The following is a 16,892-nucleotide window of genomic DNA, read 5'->3' as shown; positions in this document are numbered from 1 at the left end:
TTGAGACTACATAAAAAGCCCTTTATCGCACTTTGTTGTAAAAATCCTCCACTCTGTTCGCTATTAGACCAATGGCGAATGCGTTGCGTCGATGCTAGTGTGACATGGTCAATTAGAGTCGGCCTATTGGGTCGCAAAGCAGTCTAAAAGCGAGGGGGTTGCGTGGAAGAGTACATTCTATGGTTCGATCAGCTTGGTATGGCAGACGTCGAACGCGTGGGTGGTAAAAACGCTTCGCTTGGCGAAATGATCTCAAACTTGTCAGGTGTGGGCGTAACAGTGCCAGGCGGATTTGCCACGACGTCCCATGCGTATCGCGAGTTTCTGTCTCACAAGGGGCTAAATGATCGTATTAACGCCACACTCGCTCGCCTCGATGTCGATGATGTTAAAGCGCTGGCAGAGGCAGGCAAGACTATTCGCCAGTGGATAATCGATACGCCGCTCCCCCCCGCATTTGAAAATGCTTTACGAGATGCCTATGAGCAGCTTCAGGCTAAACATCCCAGTTTAAAAGTCGCCGTACGCAGTTCAGCAACGGCAGAAGATTTGCCTGATGCGTCTTTTGCTGGTCAGCAGGAGACATTCCTCAATATTGAAGGCTTTGACAATATTAAACAGGCGGTGCATGAAGTGTTTGCATCGCTATTTAACGACCGTGCCATCTCTTACCGCGTACATCGCGGCTACGCCCATGAAAATGTGGCGTTGTCTGCGGGTGTTCAGAAGATGGTTCGTTCCGAAACAGGCGCATCTGGGGTCATGTTTACTCTGGATACTGAGTCCGGTTACCGCGATGCGGTGTTTGTCACTGCTTCTTGGGGGCTTGGCGAAACCGTCGTCCAGGGGGCTGTCAATCCTGATGAGTTTTATGTGCATAAGCCCACGCTCGCAGCGGGCCGTCCAGCGGTACTACGCCGGACGCTGGGTTCTAAACTGATCAAAATGATCTATGGGAAAGATGCCAGTGCCGGTAGGTCAGTTGAAACCGTTGATGTGCCTCATAAAGACCGTGGTCGCTTCTGTATCAACGATGAACAGATCATGGACCTTGCACGGCAAGCCATGACCATTGAAGACCATTACCAGCGTCCAATGGATATCGAATGGGCACTGGATGGAGATGATGGTCAGCTCTACATCGTTCAAGCGCGCCCTGAAACCGTGGTTTCACAGCAGGAGGGTGGCAAGTTGGAGCGCTTCCACCTGCGCGAAAAAGGACGCACGCTGATTACGGGGCGGGCGATTGGTCAGCGAATTGGTCGTGGTACGGTCAAAACCGTCCTAAGCCCTGAAGAAATGGACAAGGTTCAAGAAGGTGACATCCTAGTGACCGACATGACCGACCCGGATTGGGAGCCGATCATGAAGCGTGCATCTGCGATTGTTACTAATCGTGGGGGGCGAACCTGTCACGCGGCTATTATTGCCCGGGAGCTTGGTATTCCTGCAGTAGTAGGTTGCGGGGATGCAACCACTCAGCTTAAAGAGGGCATTGATGTCACCGTTTCCTGTGCCGAAGGTGACACTGGCCACGTATATGAAGGTCTCCTGGCATTCGATTGCAAGGTTTCAAGTGTCGATGCGATGCCAGAGATTCCCTTCAAAATTATGATGAATGTGGGTAACCCTGACCGTGCTTTCGGCTTTGCTGGCTTACCCCATGCTGGGGTCGGTCTTGCCAGGTTGGAATTCATCATTAACCGTATGATTGGCGTGCACCCCAAAGCGCTTTTGGATTACGACACGCTGCCTGCCGATCTTCAGCAGGTCATTGATTTACGCACCGCCGGTTATGATGATCCTGTCAGTTTCTATGTTGATAAGCTGGTCGAAGGCATCTCAACCCTAGCCGCTGCTTTTCACCCTCAGCGGGTGATCGTAAGACTCTCTGATTTCAAATCGAATGAGTATGAGAACCTTATTGGCGGCAAGCTTTATGAGCCGGGTGAAGAGAATCCAATGCTTGGTTTTAGGGGAGCTTCGCGTTATATCTCAGATGCCTTCAGGCCTTGTTTTGAGCTTGAGTGTCGAGCGCTTAAGCGGGTTCGTGAGGAAATGGGCTTTGATAACGTTGAAATCATGGTGCCCTTCGTTCGTACAACTGATGAGGCGCGCGAGGTAGTAGAGTTGCTAGCGGCTAACGGCTTGCCGCGGGGCGGTGAGTCTAATCCTGATGGCTTAAAAGTTATCATGATGTGTGAGTTGCCTGCCAACGCGCTACTGGCCGATGAGTTCCTAGAGTACTTCGATGGTTTCTCTATTGGTTCTAACGATTTGACTCAGTTGACGCTTGGTCTTGATCGTGATTCAGGCATCGTTGCGCATCTGTTTGATGAACGAAATCCGGCGGTGAAGAAGCTGTTAGCAATGGCCATTAAAGCATGTAAAGCTCAAGGCAAGTACGTTGGCATTTGTGGCCAAGGTCCCTCTGATCACCCAGATCTGGCCAAGTGGTTAATGGAACAGGGAATAGATTCTGTCTCTTTAAACCCAGATGCAGTGCTGGAAACTTGGTTTATGTTGGCGGGTGAAACCATCGAGTAACGCTATTCAACAACACTGTCTTGTAACACCACCTAGCAACATAGCAGATTTAGTTGCCCATCTTCGCCCGGCCATTGTGCCGGGCGACTGTGTTTTATAGGCTAAGCTTTGGTTTGAGTTATCGAATGTTGAAGCGTCGCGAGGGTTATGGGTGACTAACCCACATAATAAATATCCAAATACCTGAATTTACTGACGTAGCCAGTTACGCAGTTTTACCAGCATTAGACTGCCGTCGCTCAGCGCGCGGCGGTCTTCTATTAGCTCGCTCAAACGGTCTGGATAGTCGGTGATTATTGCATCTACACCAAGATCAATAAGTGTCGACATGCTAGCCTGGTCATTAACTGTCCATGCATGTATTTCGTAATTATAAAGCGCAGCCAATCGAATTTCCTGCGGGGTGATGCGATTATGGCGAAGGCCTAACGCATCAAATTGGCGTCGATCCAATGTGCCAGCCAAGATCAATTGGGCGAGTAGAGTGACGCGTAATTCGGGTGCTTGCTGTTTTAAATAGGTAACCATACTGGGCGACATGGTCGCCATTCGCATTTCCAAGAGCACATTCGGAAACCCGCAGTTTGCGTTGGCATATAGAGCATTCTCTTGGGTTGCCCAACAGCGGTAACGGATATCGCTTTCTGCTGCGAGGGTGGCCAATACGGCCCGAGCAAGCCTCTCTTCGTTGCCCGGTGATGGCTTCATGTCAATCATTAAGCCTGCATGGCCTCGCACTAGCGCCAGTGCATCATCCAGCCCTGCAATTCTCTCGTTTTGAAAGGCATCGCCAAACCAGCTGCCTACATCAAATTCGCTCAATTCTGCTCGGCTGAGGTCGTCAAATTCTCGTCGATCGCCGGTGAGACGGGCCAGACTCCGGTCATGATAGAGAAGTACTTGATTATCGGCACTCAGGCGAACATCCAATTCAATGGCGTCAGCACCATCTTCAAGCGCTTGCCTTATCGCGGCTAAGGTATTCTCTGGCGCTACCATCGAGCTTCCGCGATGGGCGATGATAGCTACGTTATCGCGTATTTCAAAGCTGTTGAGTATCCACCAAGCTTGTAGCCCAGCCAGTAACAGCACGCTCAACTCAATAGCCCATGCAAGGCGCCCAGGGTGAGCGTTTTCTGAACGAGGAGATGGGCGCGCTTCGCGATAAGCTAGCTGCAAGTAAAGACATGCGGATAGTAGAGCATTGGTGGCAATACCTAAAAATGTAATGGTTAATGTGACGAGTACGTAGCTGGTTATATAAGCCAGCATCGCTGGAATCAGCACAGCGTTATGTTCGGGTAGCCCCCACAAGAGAGGCGTCACGACACTATCAAATACCCATGTTGAGATAATCGGCAGGCTGATAATGACAATCAGTAGTGTCAGAACCGCCACGCCAATCGAACGATGCCAGCCTCGAGTCAAATGTACGCTACGCTTAAGTGCTCGAAAGGGGGAGCAGTTGTCCAGGGCGACCAGAGGAAGCGCCAGTAACCAGCGTAGGTAAAGCCATGCAGAAAGCCCAAGCCAGATAATCATTAAAGGCAGTGCGCAAGCAATAAAATACCAAAGTGAGGCTGGGCGGGTTTGCTGTAAGTAGTAAGGATCTATACCGCTTAGCCAGACGTCATAAAGCCACGTTAAGCCCAGCATAAAAGGGGCTAAGAGCAGTAGATGGGAGCCTACCTGAAGGATCACCAAACCCGCGAGTGCTGGCAAGCGACGGGTGCTCAACCAAAGCGCTTCAAAGGCGAGTCGGTAGTGGTTGTCTTTAGGTCTTACGGCAACCAGCAGCATTCCTGCTTGTTGCCAATAAATCAGTAAGAATGCAAAACCAAGGCCCACGAGCATCGCGACTAAGCCCAGTGGGCTGAATAGCAGTGCAATCAGTGCATCATTGGTTACCACTGTTCGGTTGAGTTGCGCTAGCAAAGCCCGAGAGACCCACGCAATCATCGGCACTATAAGGGCAGAGGCCAATAGCGTAAAAAGCAGGTGGTAGGCAATGAGAGGACGAAGATGGTCGCGCAGAGTACGAAGTAGGGTGTAGCCCAATTGGTTTAGCGGCTGCATGGTCACAATTTTGTCAGAGTTGAATTACCAGGGTGGCACTATGCGCCACTCCTGGCAAGCCATTGCCCTAGGAAAGCTCAAGCGGTTTTTCGGCGATAATAATGCCGTTGTTATCTGCGTAAAGCCATTGCCCAGCGCTTATTGTGGCGCCCGCAAATGTAATTGGAATATCACGTTGCCCTTCACCGCGCTTTTCGCTTTTGCGCGGGTGGTTACCCAATGCTTGAATACCAAGCGGCAGCGTGACAAGAATATCGACATCTCGCACGCAGCCATACATCACCACGCCAGCCCAACCATTTTCAGCGGCTTGCTCGGCGAGCATATCACCTAGCATGGCGCAGCGGTGAGAGCCACCAGCATCAACCACCAGCACTGCACCATCACCTGGTTCGGCAACGGCTTGCTTAACCATTGAGTTGTCTTCAAAGCACTTAACGGTACGAATAGGGCCGTAAAAGCTGTCGACGCCGCCATAGTTAGCAAACATCGGTTCAAGTACTGTCACATCAGGATACGCATCACATAAATCCGGTGTGACAACAGGGGTTGCATGTGTCATTACACGCTCCTATGAAGCATTGTTTACGAAAGACTATAAGTCTATGAAGACCCGCTGATGAAAACCAGGCGGCTATAAAAAAAACGCCCTGACCTGGTTACAGGTTAGGGCGTTCGGTCATCGGCTCAAGAAGGGGACATTGTCATCCTGCTTGCGATGTTGCGAGCATCGGCGATAGGTTCGGTGCTGCAAGAGTATTAAGCTTCTTGAGCAACCGGAATCACGTTCGAGGCGATTTTTTGATACTCCTCGATTTCGTGGAAGTTCATGTAACGATATATTTCTCCAGCGAGTGCGTCAAATTCACTCATGTAACGCTGGTACTCTTCTACTGTTGGAAGGCGGCCTTCCACGGCAGCAACGGCTGCAAGTTCCGCTGAAGCGAGGTACACATTTGCACCATCACCTAAGCGGTTCGGGAAGTTACGTGTAGACGTAGACACAACAGTGCTTTTCGCTGCAACGCGTGCCTGGTTACCCATACACAGAGAACATCCCGGCATTTCCATGCGGGCGCCAGCACGGCCATAAATGCCGTAATAGCCTTCTTCGGTAAGCTGGTGTTGATCCATTTTGGTCGGCGGCGCCAGCCAAAGGCGAGTTTTTAGGCTACCCGCAGGCTGTTTTTCAAGTAGTTTACCCGCTGCACGGAAATGACCAATGTTGGTCATGCACGAGCCAATAAATACTTCATCAATTTTTTCGCCAGCAACGTCAGACAGTAGGCGAGCATCATCGGGATCATTAGGCGCACAAAGAACGGGTTCTTTAATTTCGCTCAGATCGATTTCGATGACTTCGGCATAGTCTGCATCTTTGTCAGCACGCATCAAGCTTGGGTTAGCAAGCCATGCTTCCATACCTTCAATACGGCGGCTAATAGTGCGCTCGTCGCCGTAACCATTAGCAATCATCCACTTCAGCAGTGTGATGTTGGATTTCAAGTACTCAGTGACGCTCTCTTCAGACAGCGTAATCGTACAGCCAGCCGCACTGCGCTCAGCTGAGGCGTCAGAAAGTTCGAAAGCTTGCTCGACGGTCAGGTCTTCAAGACCTTCAATTTCCAATACGCGACCAGAGAAAGCGTTCTTCTTACCGGATTTCTCAACGGTTAGCAGACCTTTCTTGATGGCGTAAAGCGGAATAGCGTGAACCAAATCGCGCAGTGTTACACCCGGCTGGCGCTCGCCTTTAAAACGAACCAGTACGGATTCGGGCATATCCAGGGGCATAACGCCGGTCGCGGCGGCAAACGCTACCAGGCCAGAGCCTGCTGGGAACGAAATGCCCAGCGGGAAACGAGTGTGCGAGTCGCCACCGGTACCCACCGTGTCGGGCAGCAGCATGCGGTTCAGCCAGCTGTGGATGATGCCGTCGCCGGGGCGAAGAGAGACGCCGCCACGGTTCATGATGAAGTCAGGCAGTGTGTGGTGCGTATCCACATCGACAGGTTTTGGATAGGCTGCAGTGTGACAGAATGACTGCATTACCAAGTCGGCCTGGAAACCAAGACACGCTAAATCTTTCAGCTCGTCACGGGTCATCGGCCCAGTTGTGTCCTGAGAGCCAACTGTTGTCATCCTGGGCTCGCAGTACATGCCGGGACGCACGCCGTCCATGCCGCAAGCTTTACCCACCATTTTCTGAGCAAGGGTGAAGCCCTTACCAGTATCAACCGGCTGGTCTGGCAAGCGGAAGACATCAGAGGGCTCAAGGCCTAGCGATTCACGCGCTTTACCTGTTAAACCGCGACCAATAATCAGCGGAATGCGTCCACCGGCACGCACCTCGTCAAGAATCAGTTGGGTTTTAAGCTCAAAGGTTGTCAGTACTTCGTCGGTGCCGTGCTTGCACACTTTACCTTCGTAAGGATAGACATCAATGACGTCGCCCATTTCCAGTTTGGAAACATCCATTTCAACCGGCAGTGCACCAGAATCTTCCATTGTATTGAAGAAGATTGGCGCAATTTTGGCGCCGAAACAGAAGCCGCCAGCGCGCTTGTTAGGCACATAAGGAATGTCGTCGCCAAAGTACCACAAAACAGAGTTAGTGGCGGACTTGCGAGAAGAGCCAGTGCCCACAACGTCACCCACGTAGGCAACAGGGAAGCCTTTCGCTTTTACGTCTTCAATTTGTTTCAGCGGGCCGGTTGTGCCTTGGACTTCGGGCTCAATACCTTCGCGCTCGTTCTTGAGCATTGCGTTGGCATGCAGCGGGATGTCAGGGCGCGACCATGCGTCAGGCGCAGGAGACAGGTCATCGGTATTGGTTTCACCAGGAACCTTGAAGACTGTTAACGTGATTTTCTCTTCCAATGCAGGCTTGGAGAGGAACCACTCCGCCTCGGCCCAGGACTGAATAACGTCCTTAGCAACGGCATTACCTTTGTTGGAGCGCTCTTCAACGTCATGGAACGCATCAAACATGAGAAGGGTATGCTTGAGCTGTTCACCAGCTTCACGGGCAAGTTCTTCGTTATCTAATAGTTCAACCATGGAGACGATGTTATACCCGCCTTGCATGGTGCCAAGAAGTTTGACGGCATGGATCTTGTCGATCAGCGGAGAGGTGGCTTCACCTTTAGCAATCGCGGTTAAGAATCCTGCTTTTACATAAGCAGCTTCATCAACGCCTGGGGGCACTCGGTTGGTGATTAGATCAAGGATAAACTCTTCTTCACCTGCCGGCGGATTTTTAAGTAGCTCAATTAAGGCAGCAACTTGTTCGGCGTTCAGGGGCTTGGGCGGTACGCCCTCTGCAGCGCGTTCCTCGACATGTTGGCGGTAAGCTTCAAGCACGTTGGGGCCCTCTCATCTTCTTAATGGTGACGAACGCATACCCACACGGTATTGAGTATGTGCCCGGACACGTGACATACGCTTGACAAACAGCGTCTGGTGGATGAAATGGATTCTACGGGAAACTGTCGACAATGTTAAGGCGACAAGCTCTTGAGGGCCTTGTACTTTATGTTGAGGAGGTGGCGCAGGGTTTCTTAACGACACGTTTTTTTATCTTAATTCATCCAGCGGGTGGAAGTTTTTTACCGAACAGGTGTAAATGAGAGTGAGGGCACGTGTGATTATTGTGATGCCGCGTTACCATACTGTTTGGTCATTTCGTCGTATTCTTATCACGACGACAGTAGAATCGCAGATGCTGAAGCGTGGAGCTTCAATATAAGCGTATTTTTATATTAGTAGTGTGCTATATAAAAAGTACTGTTACGACTCTTTCAACGGCGAGCGTAATGGTAGGGAACAAACGCCAAGGGCGTTTATATGTTGTACAATAGTGAGATAGGCGCTTGGTAATGGTGTTATGTCGATACAATTAAATATGCTGCAATCGGTAGGTCATTCGTTCCAGGCGGATGATTTACTACCGGAATGTCTTCATCAGTTTCTTGCTTGCCCAACGCCTGATGCATGGCTGCAATGGGCACTGGCTAATCCTGAGACACTTCTTATTGACCACGCTCAGTGTGAAAAGAAAGCCGCTTCAACGGCAATGAGCCTGCTCTACCGTTACGTTGACCAACCGTTATTATTAAGCAAAATGTCGCAACTAGCGCGAGAGGAGTTGCTGCATTTCGAGCAGGTTGTTGGCTTAATGGAAAAGCGCGGCGTGGCGTACATACACCTGACTGCTTCACGCTATGCCGAAGGCTTGCGTAAGCATCTGCGCAGCAATGATCCTGACCGCTTAATTGATGTGTTAATTATTGGTGCGCTCATTGAAGCACGCAGTTGCGAACGCTTTGCGCGCTTAATACCTTATTTAGATGAAGAGCTTGCAAGGTTCTATCGCACGTTAGTGAAGTCAGAAGGTCGTCACTTTGAAGACTATTTGCTGCTTGCCAGACAGCAAACAGAGGCATCGATAGATGACAGAATCGCCTTTTTTGTGGCGCGTGAAGCGGAGTTGATTACTTCGCCAGATACGGCTTTTCGTTTTCATAGCGGTGTGCCTGCTTGAGCCACTGCTAGTCTAGGTAGGATATGTATCATGCGCGATGCTCGTGAGACAGACCAACTGACCCTGTTTGGCCATTTCTCTTTATCACAAGGAGAAGATGTGCTGACGCACTTCAGTTATGACAAGGTAAAAGCGCTGCTCGTTTATTTGCTGCTGCACCGACAGCCAGTCAATCGGGCTTCCCTCGCAGAGTTACTTTGGCCAGACCAAGGGTTGTCATCGGGCAGAACCAACCTACGTCATGCGCTTCACTGTCTGCGTCAGTCGATGGGGGACAATGCCGAGCAAGTGTTGAACGTATCCCGCCAGACCATCGCTTTTCAATTGCCCGCCCACTGGCGAGTTGATCTGCACGAATTACAGCAATTGCTGGAAGGGCCTCGAGATTTAGCTAACCTCGAAGATGTGATGTCGTGTTATCAGGGTGATTTGATAGAGGAACTTCAGCTTGCCAACTGCAGTGAATTTCAGCGTTGGTTAGTTCAGGTGCGAAATGAGTGGCGTCAACGCGTCATTCGTTTCGCTGAACAGGTGTTAGATGCCCACACTGATGTACCCGACAACCTATTGGAAGGATTAGTCAGTCGCTTTTCTGGCTACGGTCCATTTCATGAGCGACTGGTGCGTCAGTTGGCCGAGCAAAATCAGATGGCGGCTGCTCATGAGCAGTACAACAGCTATTTACAGTTGTTAGCGCTTTCTGGTCAGCAGCCTGAGCCAAGCTTTCTACAGTTAGCTAATTATTGGTCAGATGGTCACCATGATCCGCGCGTAATGAGCCCGCAAGGCGCTTTTTCTCGCGTACTGGCGGCAGATAGTAAACCTCTTCGCGAAGATGAAATTGAGCTGCGCCAATTATCTGTAATGGCTATTCGGCTTAAGTTACAAGGCGACTGGCAAGACCGTGCGGCTACCCGAAACTGTTTGGCGCTTCAATTAGAGCTACTGCGCTGGTTAGAACAGCAGTGTCATCACTTAGGTGGCTTCTGGTTGCCGGGCGCAACAGGTGGGCTTGGCTTGGCCTGCTTTGGTACCCATGGTCCGGCTCATCAGTTGGCAGAGTTGGTTGCGCTTTATGAACACTGCCGTCTGGCGTTACCTTTAGAGTCTCAGCGTCACTGGATAGGTGATGGTGAACCCCCCAAATTTGAGCTCGCCGCAGGCCTTAATAGTGGAAGGGTAGTTTATCTTCCTGAACGTCAGTTAGCTGACCCACTTGGCCAAGTGACCCAAGTGTCATTGGAGTTAATGAGCGCTGCAGAGGGCAGCGAACTGGTAATCTCTCAAGAAGCCAGCCAGCACATGCCCCCTGCGCTTGATTTGCAGCCGCGGCTGGTCTCTCGCTTGGTGGCTAGTGATGGCCGCGTTCGTTTAAGAGCGCTAGTCCTGGGGGTGAATGAAGGCGGTAGGGATGCGTTGCCGCCCAGTTTAGTGGGTCGAGAAACATCACTACGCACGCTAAGAGACGCGCTGGCGAGAGCCGGTATTGGTTTGCGCCAAAGCGTTCTGGTTCGCGGTGCGTCAGGGATGGGTAAATCTGCCCTGATGGTGGGGTTTCGCCAATTAGAGTTGAGCCGTGATGCTGCCATTTGTTGGCAGCCAACGACGCGGCTATCGGTGCTAGAACCCTATGGTGTCGCACGTACTTTGCTCGCTTGGTATCTAGAAGCAACGCCAACCTGTGGGGATGTTCGACAGTTACAAGAGACACTTTCATTGGAACCTCTGGATGATGAGCGTCAGCAGTTGCTTGAAGAGGCGCTCGGTGTCCGTGATGTCCAAGAAGTTGCCCAGTTGACCCAGAATGGTGAGGCCATTGAGCTAGTCGTAAAGCTCTTACACCGCCTAATTGATCATCAAGCTAGTTCACGTACATTGGTACTAATGATTGATGACCTGCAATGGCTTGATGAACCTTCGTTCAAAGTGTTGGGAGGGCTACAGGCTCGGTTACCGATCAATACGGCCTTCATGCTGGTAGCTAGCCACCATGGCCGAGAGTCACTGCCGGTCAAACTGCACTGGGACCAGCAAATTACTCTTGGCAGGCTGGATGCACTGCAGTCTTCACGTTTGCTTTCTCAGTTATCCCGTCGGTACCGCATCCACTTAAGCCCGCGGCTACGCAACCAAATTATTGAGCGTTGTGATGGTGTGCCGTTGTATATGCAAGAGATTTGCCGGCGTTTGGATATGGATCGCCGTGAAGGTCGCAGTGTGCAGTTTGATGAGTTACCAAAGGGTCTGCTAGGGCTGCTGGCCAGCCGTATTGATCAGTTGGAAGGTGATCGGGAAATTGCCCACGTAGCGGCGGTATTAGGTAAGCGTTTCCGTCTTGATTTTCTGCAAGAGTGCAGTGGTTGGGAAAAGCCGCGCCTGTCCCAAGCGATTGAGCACATGCGGCAGCTGGAAATTATAGAACCGGTGGATAAAGAAGGGGGTGAGCCAGAACATCAGTTTAGCCACCAACTGCTTCAAGAAGCTGCTTATCTTTCATGTCCTAGGGACGTGCGCGTTAAGCTTCATCAGCAGGTAGTCACGCTGATTGAAGAACGCTTCCCTGTATGGATTAGCCGCCACCCAGGTGATTTTGCAACCCACTTACGCCGCAGTGGCCATTACGCCAGGGGCGCTCGTTACTTTGAGCTGGCCGCACGGGAAGCCCTCAAGGTGAGTGCTAACCGAACGGCACTGCGCATGGCGGACTTTGGTCTTGCTAGTCTGCGTCATGTTGATCATGAAGTTGAGCGCGAAGTTAGCTTGCTCACCGTGCGTGGTCAAGCAGCCTTCGCCTTAGAAGGGCATGGTTCGCCCACCGCACATGAAAGCTTTGTGCGTGCCAGAGAGCTGCTTCGCCAGTCGGGTAGCACTGCCACGGAAGATCCAGAAGATCTTGAGCAAATATTTTTGGTCAAGTGGGGCTTATGGGTCGGCCGTAGCCAGCGCTATGCCCACGCGGATGCCTTTGCGTTAGCCTCGACGCTTGCAGACATTGCCGGGCGTTTAGAAGATCCCCGCTATCAGAGGCTGGCAGACTATGCGCGGGCGCATTGTGAATACTGGGCTGGGCGCATTCAGCAGGCGCATGACCACCTGGACGAAATTGACCCGCTCAATGCGTCAATGATGATTGAATGGCTGCCGTTCTCCGATCACCCGCAAGTAACCGCCGCTTCTTTCCAAGGCTGGGCGCTTTGCTTACGTGGTGATTATCAACGTGCAGAGCGGCACATATCTTCCGCCATCCGTTTAGCTGAAAAAATTGGCCATCCAGGTACGCTTGCCATGGCGTTGATGTTTGCCGCTGCCCTCTATCGTCAGCTTGGTCATGTGCATCTTGCAGCACGACATGCAGAGCGTGCTGCTGCCATGACGGGTACGCCCGATTTACAGCTGTGGCAGATTTCCGCTCAGGGGATTCTTGGCTGGCAGCGTGCGCTCGCGGGCGATCAGGGTGGCTTAGTACAGGTGCGGGACAGCCTAGACCAGATGGCAGAGCTGAATGGGCGGGATCGCTATCAGCGTCCGGTGCTGTGGTACTCAGATGCGTGTATTGAGCTAGGAGAGTTAAAAGCGGCTGAAGATTACCTGGATCAGTGTCTTGTTATTGCTAAAGAGCGCACAACACTCTTTTTGCCTGAGTTGGCAACGCAGCTAGCTAAAGTGCGCGATTTGCTTGGGCACCCAGCTAATGAAGTGAAAGCGCTGGCTGAAATGGCGATTAATCAGGCCCGAGAGCATGGAAATCGCCATCAGGAGCTCGCGGCACTTGAGCTTTGGTTAACCCGTATTGCACCAAACGACCTGCAGGCCAAGGAAGCATTTAGGCGCTTATTAAGTGAAGTGAGCCATAGCGATGCGCCAGTGCTTGTTCGCTGGGTTAGCCTGCTTGATAGACGGTTGCCCCACGCGGTAAGTGTTGAAAACGAAACCTGATCTGGTGACTAACGCGTTGTTGATTCCAGCCAGTTAAGTGTGGCGAGCGCCTCTTCTCGGTGTTCGCCACACACATCAGCATCATAGTCGAACCGCTCACATACGGCAGGGCGGCTAGGGTCGCCAAATAACCGGCATAGATTGCCATCACTTAACTGTACACATCGAACGCCCGCCGGTTTGCCATTTGGCATGCCGGGTATATAAGAGGTAATCGACGGTGCAATACAGCAAGCACCGCAGCCTGCTCGGCAGGCGGCGGTGTCTGTTGCAAATACGTGACTACTCATGGCGAAGCTTCAGCCGTTGCGCCTTTATCAATCCCTTCGAAGGCTTGAACCAGTGTTTTATGGCCGCTGTGCTCTGCAATACTCTTGGCAAGCCATAAAGCAATATTCTCGACGGTTGTAGGCTTGGGCAGTACACAGCAGCGTTCTTGAGGCAACGTGATCGAAAATGTGCCTTGTGCAGACTGGTATCGGCAAGTCAGTTTTTCATCAATCTGACTTTCAATGTCGGCCTTTTCAAGCAAATATCGATTATCTAGCCATGCTGCCCAGCGCTGCTCAAGCGCTGGCTGACGTGCCTGATGTTGCCAGATAAACAGGCGCGAGCGGTGGCCATGAGCAATCCGCTGGCAGTTGCCGAGATGCCGTTTCAGTCCGTGAGTGTAACCGTAGGCAGCGCCGTCTATAGGCTCGTCACTAAGCGTTAGCGTGACACTATGGACATTGGCTGGCCGTTGCTCTTGCTTCGTCAGCTGTGAGCTTAAATGGTGGGTGACACGCTCAAGAGTGATGGTGTCCCAAGGGAGCAAGCTAAACGCTTGGGCCGGGCCACGAACTTCCATTTCGTAGGGAGACGCTGTTCTAATGCAGATGCCTTCATCGCAGTCAGTAATTTCAATGCCGGGCGCGTTGATAGGTACGAGTAGCGTATGGTCTAGGCCGCTATCGAGCGTGCGCTTTATCCACGGCTTTACTTCTCCAAAGTCAAAAAGCATACCGTCTTCGCCTAACTCCCCATCCAACTGAGCATCTACTTGCCAGCTACAGCCTACCAACCCTTTTGTAGGGCACCACACTGAAACATCAATATGGCTAAGACGATTTACAAATAACGCCATTACTCAAATCCTGCAATTTTGTGCGTTTGAAGCGATAGTCGCCATTGGGGGTTAGCCATGCAATAGGCGGTGGTTGCCTGCACAGTTTCGTGATTTTTATGCGCTATGCCGTGGTCCATTGGCTGCAAAAAGAAGTGGTTGAAGTCCAAATTGGCGAACTGAGTGGGAGGTGCTGCAGATTGTGGGAAAACCAGCTTTAACTCATCGCCGCAGGTGACCACCAGTGGGTTCGTGCTCTTAGGGCTAACACATAGCCAGTCAATTCCTGGCGGTGGTACAACCGTGCCATTCGTTTCAACGGCCACTTCAAATCCATCGCTATGCAACAATGCGATCAGTGGGGTATCAAGTTGGAGCAATGGCTCGCCGCCGGTGAACACAACGTAAGGAGTCGCTCTTCCCAAATGAATTGGCCAAAGGGCTTTAATGTGGTCAGCGAGTTCACTTGCTGTGTTAAAGCGTCCACCGTTAAGGCCATCCGTACCGATAAAGTCGGTGTCGCAAAAGGAACATTTTGCGCTGGCGCGATCAACTTCACGCCCAGACCACAGGTTGCAGCCGCTAAAGCGGCAAAATACGCTGGCACGGCCTGCCTGTGCACCTTCGCCCTGCAGGGTATAAAAGGCTTCTTTAACGTGATACATCAGCCGGTAACCTGTGCAGGGGTAGATTCATACGTCAGAGGGTCTACAACATCATTAGCCGCAAACGCCGCCAAACGCTCATGGCAGCTGCCACATTTGCCGCAAGCCAGCGCGCGCCCTTCATAGCAGGTCCAAGTATCACGGTAGTCTAGGCCCATCGCTAGGCCATCGCGCAATATATCGGCTTTGCTCGATGTTAAATAAGGTACATGTAGCGTTACCGGTTCAAAATTGGCGATGCCAGCAACGTGGTTCATTGCGTGAACAAATTCAGGGCGGCAGTCAGGGTAGAGAATATGGTCACCGCCATGGGCACCATAATCGACACGCGCTGCACCGATATTAACCGCTTTAGCAATGGCTAACGAAAGTAAAATCATGTTGCGGTTAGGGACAACAGTGGTGTGGAGGTTGTCAGCAGCATAGTTGCCTTCGGGCATTGATAGGTCTGGGTTGGTCAGCGCTGAGTTATCAATTAAGCCGTGAATAGCGCGTATATCAACGATCTGATGGGGAATGTTATGCTGCTTACAAACTGCTTTTGCTATGTCCAGTTCTTTTGTGTGGCGCTGGCCATAATCAAATGAAAGAGCGTGAACGTCGAGCCCTTCTTTAATGGCGCGGTGAAGAACGGTGTAGGAGTCCATGCCGCCGGAATAAATCACAACGGTAGATGACGCATCTGCGCCAGAGGTCTGGGGTAACGACATAATAATTACTCACTGGTCGGAGAATTTATTGAGTGCTTTAGCGTCGCGCTAAATGAGATTCCGGGGTCCGGTCCGGAAGGGCGGCAGTTTACGCAATGCTGGGTTGCCTGGCCAGTGGCAGCGGCAATTGGTACTATTTTCTGTTCGGTATGTGCATGGGTCAACATGCTAAGCTGGTCTTTCTAGTCGTAAGGGATGAATCCATGGCCACCATAGAACATAGCGAAATTATCAACGCTCAGCCTGAAAGAGTGTTCGAACTGCTACGCCGAGTTGAAGATTTTGCTGACTATTCTGATCTCATCAGATCAATTGATACCTTAGGCGATAATCGTTATCGCTGGCATGTCCGTGCGGTGGGTATGGATTGGTCATTTGATGTGGCAGTAACCGAGATCAAACCACCGAATGTGCTGGCGTGGGAATCATTAGAAGGCGTTAAAAATCAAGGTCGTTATCAATTGCGTGAAGTGCCGGAGGGTACAGAGGTGTCGCTCACGCTGAGTTATGAAATCCGCAACCGATTAATGGAAAAAGCGGTGAACCGCGCTGCAAAACCATTAGTAGGAAAAGTGAGCAGACAAATTCTGGAGCGTGTTGAAGCACGGTTAAATGAATAACTTTTTTAAGCACTCCTGGCGTTGGGCCGCCGGTTTTTCTATCGCGGCAATGCTCGCCTATGTTTGGTTATGGTATTCGCCGGACTTAATGGCTGTAAAACGCTGGGCAGCGACGATGTCACACCATCCTCTTATTGTGATTGCTGTGATGAGTACGATGGCAATCACACTGGCAATTGGTTTGCCAGGCAGTATAGGGCTATGGTTAATTGCGCCTTTCTACCCACCTTTAGTTGCTACCTTAATGTTAACGCTTAGCAGCGTTGCTGGGGCGTGGGGTGCCTATTTATTAGCAGCGAGAGCCGGGGGGCGTTGGCAGCCCAAAGGTTTGACGCTTAAAGTAATGGAAACATTGAAAGAGAGAAGTGATCTGTTAACTCAATGTGCACTGCGTGTTCTACCGGGTTTCCCGCATTCAGTGATTAATTTTGCCGCAGGATTAGGGCATATTCCTCTAAAGCGGTACTTGATAGCGGCAGCAATCGGGCTCTCGGCAAAGTGGGCGGTTTACAGTAGCGCTATTTACGGTGCGCTTGAAGCGGTTGAAGAGAAAGATGCACTGCAATTTGATGTGATCTTACCACTCGTTGTACTTACGGTGCTTCTCTTTGCTGGTGGCTGGTATAGGCGCCGCGTTGAGGCGGCGCGCCCAGTAATAAAATAGGTAGTTTGGTCAATTATTCAGTCTGA

Annotated in this window: 12 protein-coding genes; 5 read left to right on the top strand and 7 right to left on the bottom strand. The window is 51.3% G+C overall.

Features of this window, described 5'->3' with window-relative positions:
* Window positions 1-162: 162 nt before the first annotated feature.
* Window positions 163-2,547 carry a phosphoenolpyruvate synthase gene (gene ppsA / locus L1X57_RS16095; protein ID WP_009723412.1) on the top strand — a complete coding sequence of 795 codons (2,385 nt, stop codon included), beginning with the start codon at window positions 163-165 and terminating at the stop codon, window positions 2,545-2,547.
* Between the two features lie 189 nt (window positions 2,548-2,736).
* Here ppsA and L1X57_RS16090 read toward each other — a convergent pair whose 3' ends face one another.
* From L1X57_RS16090 to acnB, 3 genes are all read right to left on the bottom strand, one after another.
* The gene (locus tag L1X57_RS16090; protein WP_009723411.1) at window positions 2,737-4,623 is read right to left on the bottom strand and encodes a glycerophosphodiester phosphodiesterase family protein; all 1,887 of its coding nucleotides are present in this window, start codon (window positions 4,621-4,623) and stop codon (window positions 2,737-2,739) included.
* 67 nt (window positions 4,624-4,690) lie between these two features.
* Window positions 4,691-5,185, bottom strand: a complete 495-nt coding sequence (gene rraA, locus L1X57_RS16085) for a ribonuclease E activity regulator RraA (RefSeq protein WP_009723410.1) — start codon at window positions 5,183-5,185, stop codon at window positions 4,691-4,693.
* A 197-nt stretch (window positions 5,186-5,382) separates the two neighbouring features.
* Entirely contained in the window at window positions 5,383-7,986 is a 2,604-nt protein-coding gene (acnB, locus tag L1X57_RS16080) for a bifunctional aconitate hydratase 2/2-methylisocitrate dehydratase (protein ID WP_009723409.1), read from the bottom strand.
* A 523-nt stretch (window positions 7,987-8,509) separates the two neighbouring features.
* Between acnB and L1X57_RS16075 the strand changes: the two genes are divergently transcribed.
* Complete coding sequence (locus tag L1X57_RS16075; protein WP_039869102.1) at window positions 8,510-9,166, top strand: tRNA-(ms[2]io[6]A)-hydroxylase; 657 nt, start codon at window positions 8,510-8,512, stop codon at window positions 9,164-9,166.
* Between the two features lie 30 nt (window positions 9,167-9,196).
* Entirely contained in the window at window positions 9,197-13,102 is a 3,906-nt protein-coding gene (locus L1X57_RS16070) for an AAA family ATPase (RefSeq protein WP_009723407.1), read from the top strand.
* Between the two features lie 8 nt (window positions 13,103-13,110).
* Here the strand turns inward: L1X57_RS16070 and L1X57_RS16065 are convergent, their stop codons facing one another.
* Genes L1X57_RS16065 through queC form a run of 4 tightly spaced genes read right to left on the bottom strand, consistent with a single transcriptional unit; the run spans window position 13,111 to window position 15,582 of the window.
* Window positions 13,111-13,392, bottom strand: coding sequence for a YkgJ family cysteine cluster protein (locus L1X57_RS16065; protein ID WP_009723406.1), 282 nt, complete (start codon window positions 13,390-13,392; stop codon window positions 13,111-13,113).
* The gene (locus L1X57_RS16060) at window positions 13,389-14,228 is read right to left on the bottom strand and encodes a 6-carboxytetrahydropterin synthase (RefSeq protein WP_009723405.1); all 840 of its coding nucleotides are present in this window, start codon (window positions 14,226-14,228) and stop codon (window positions 13,389-13,391) included. The genes L1X57_RS16065 and L1X57_RS16060 overlap by 4 nt, the downstream gene beginning before the upstream one ends.
* Window positions 14,228-14,872, bottom strand: a complete 645-nt coding sequence (queE, locus tag L1X57_RS16055; protein WP_009723404.1) for a 7-carboxy-7-deazaguanine synthase — start codon at window positions 14,870-14,872, stop codon at window positions 14,228-14,230. The genes L1X57_RS16060 and queE overlap by 1 nt, the downstream gene beginning before the upstream one ends.
* A complete protein-coding gene (gene queC, locus L1X57_RS16050) occupies window positions 14,872-15,582 on the bottom strand; it encodes a 7-cyano-7-deazaguanine synthase QueC (RefSeq protein WP_009723403.1) in 711 nt (236 codons plus the stop codon). Before queC ends, queE begins: the two co-directional genes overlap by 1 nt.
* A 203-nt stretch (window positions 15,583-15,785) precedes the next feature.
* On the opposite strand from queC, the gene L1X57_RS16045 reads away from it, so the two are divergent.
* The gene (locus L1X57_RS16045; protein ID WP_039869188.1) at window positions 15,786-16,202 is read left to right on the top strand and encodes an SRPBCC family protein; all 417 of its coding nucleotides are present in this window, start codon (window positions 15,786-15,788) and stop codon (window positions 16,200-16,202) included.
* The gene (locus L1X57_RS16040; RefSeq protein WP_009723401.1) at window positions 16,195-16,866 is read left to right on the top strand and encodes a TVP38/TMEM64 family protein; all 672 of its coding nucleotides are present in this window, start codon (window positions 16,195-16,197) and stop codon (window positions 16,864-16,866) included. The genes L1X57_RS16045 and L1X57_RS16040 overlap by 8 nt, the downstream gene beginning before the upstream one ends.
* The last annotated feature ends 26 nt before the right edge of the window (window positions 16,867-16,892 follow it).

It is taken from the genome of Halomonas sp. TD01 (assembly GCF_923868895.1).
In the GTDB taxonomy this organism is placed as follows: Bacteria; Pseudomonadota; Gammaproteobacteria; order Pseudomonadales; family Halomonadaceae; genus Vreelandella.
Note: the sequence above shows the minus strand (reverse complement) of the source record. Positions and strands in the feature narration are given on the sequence as shown.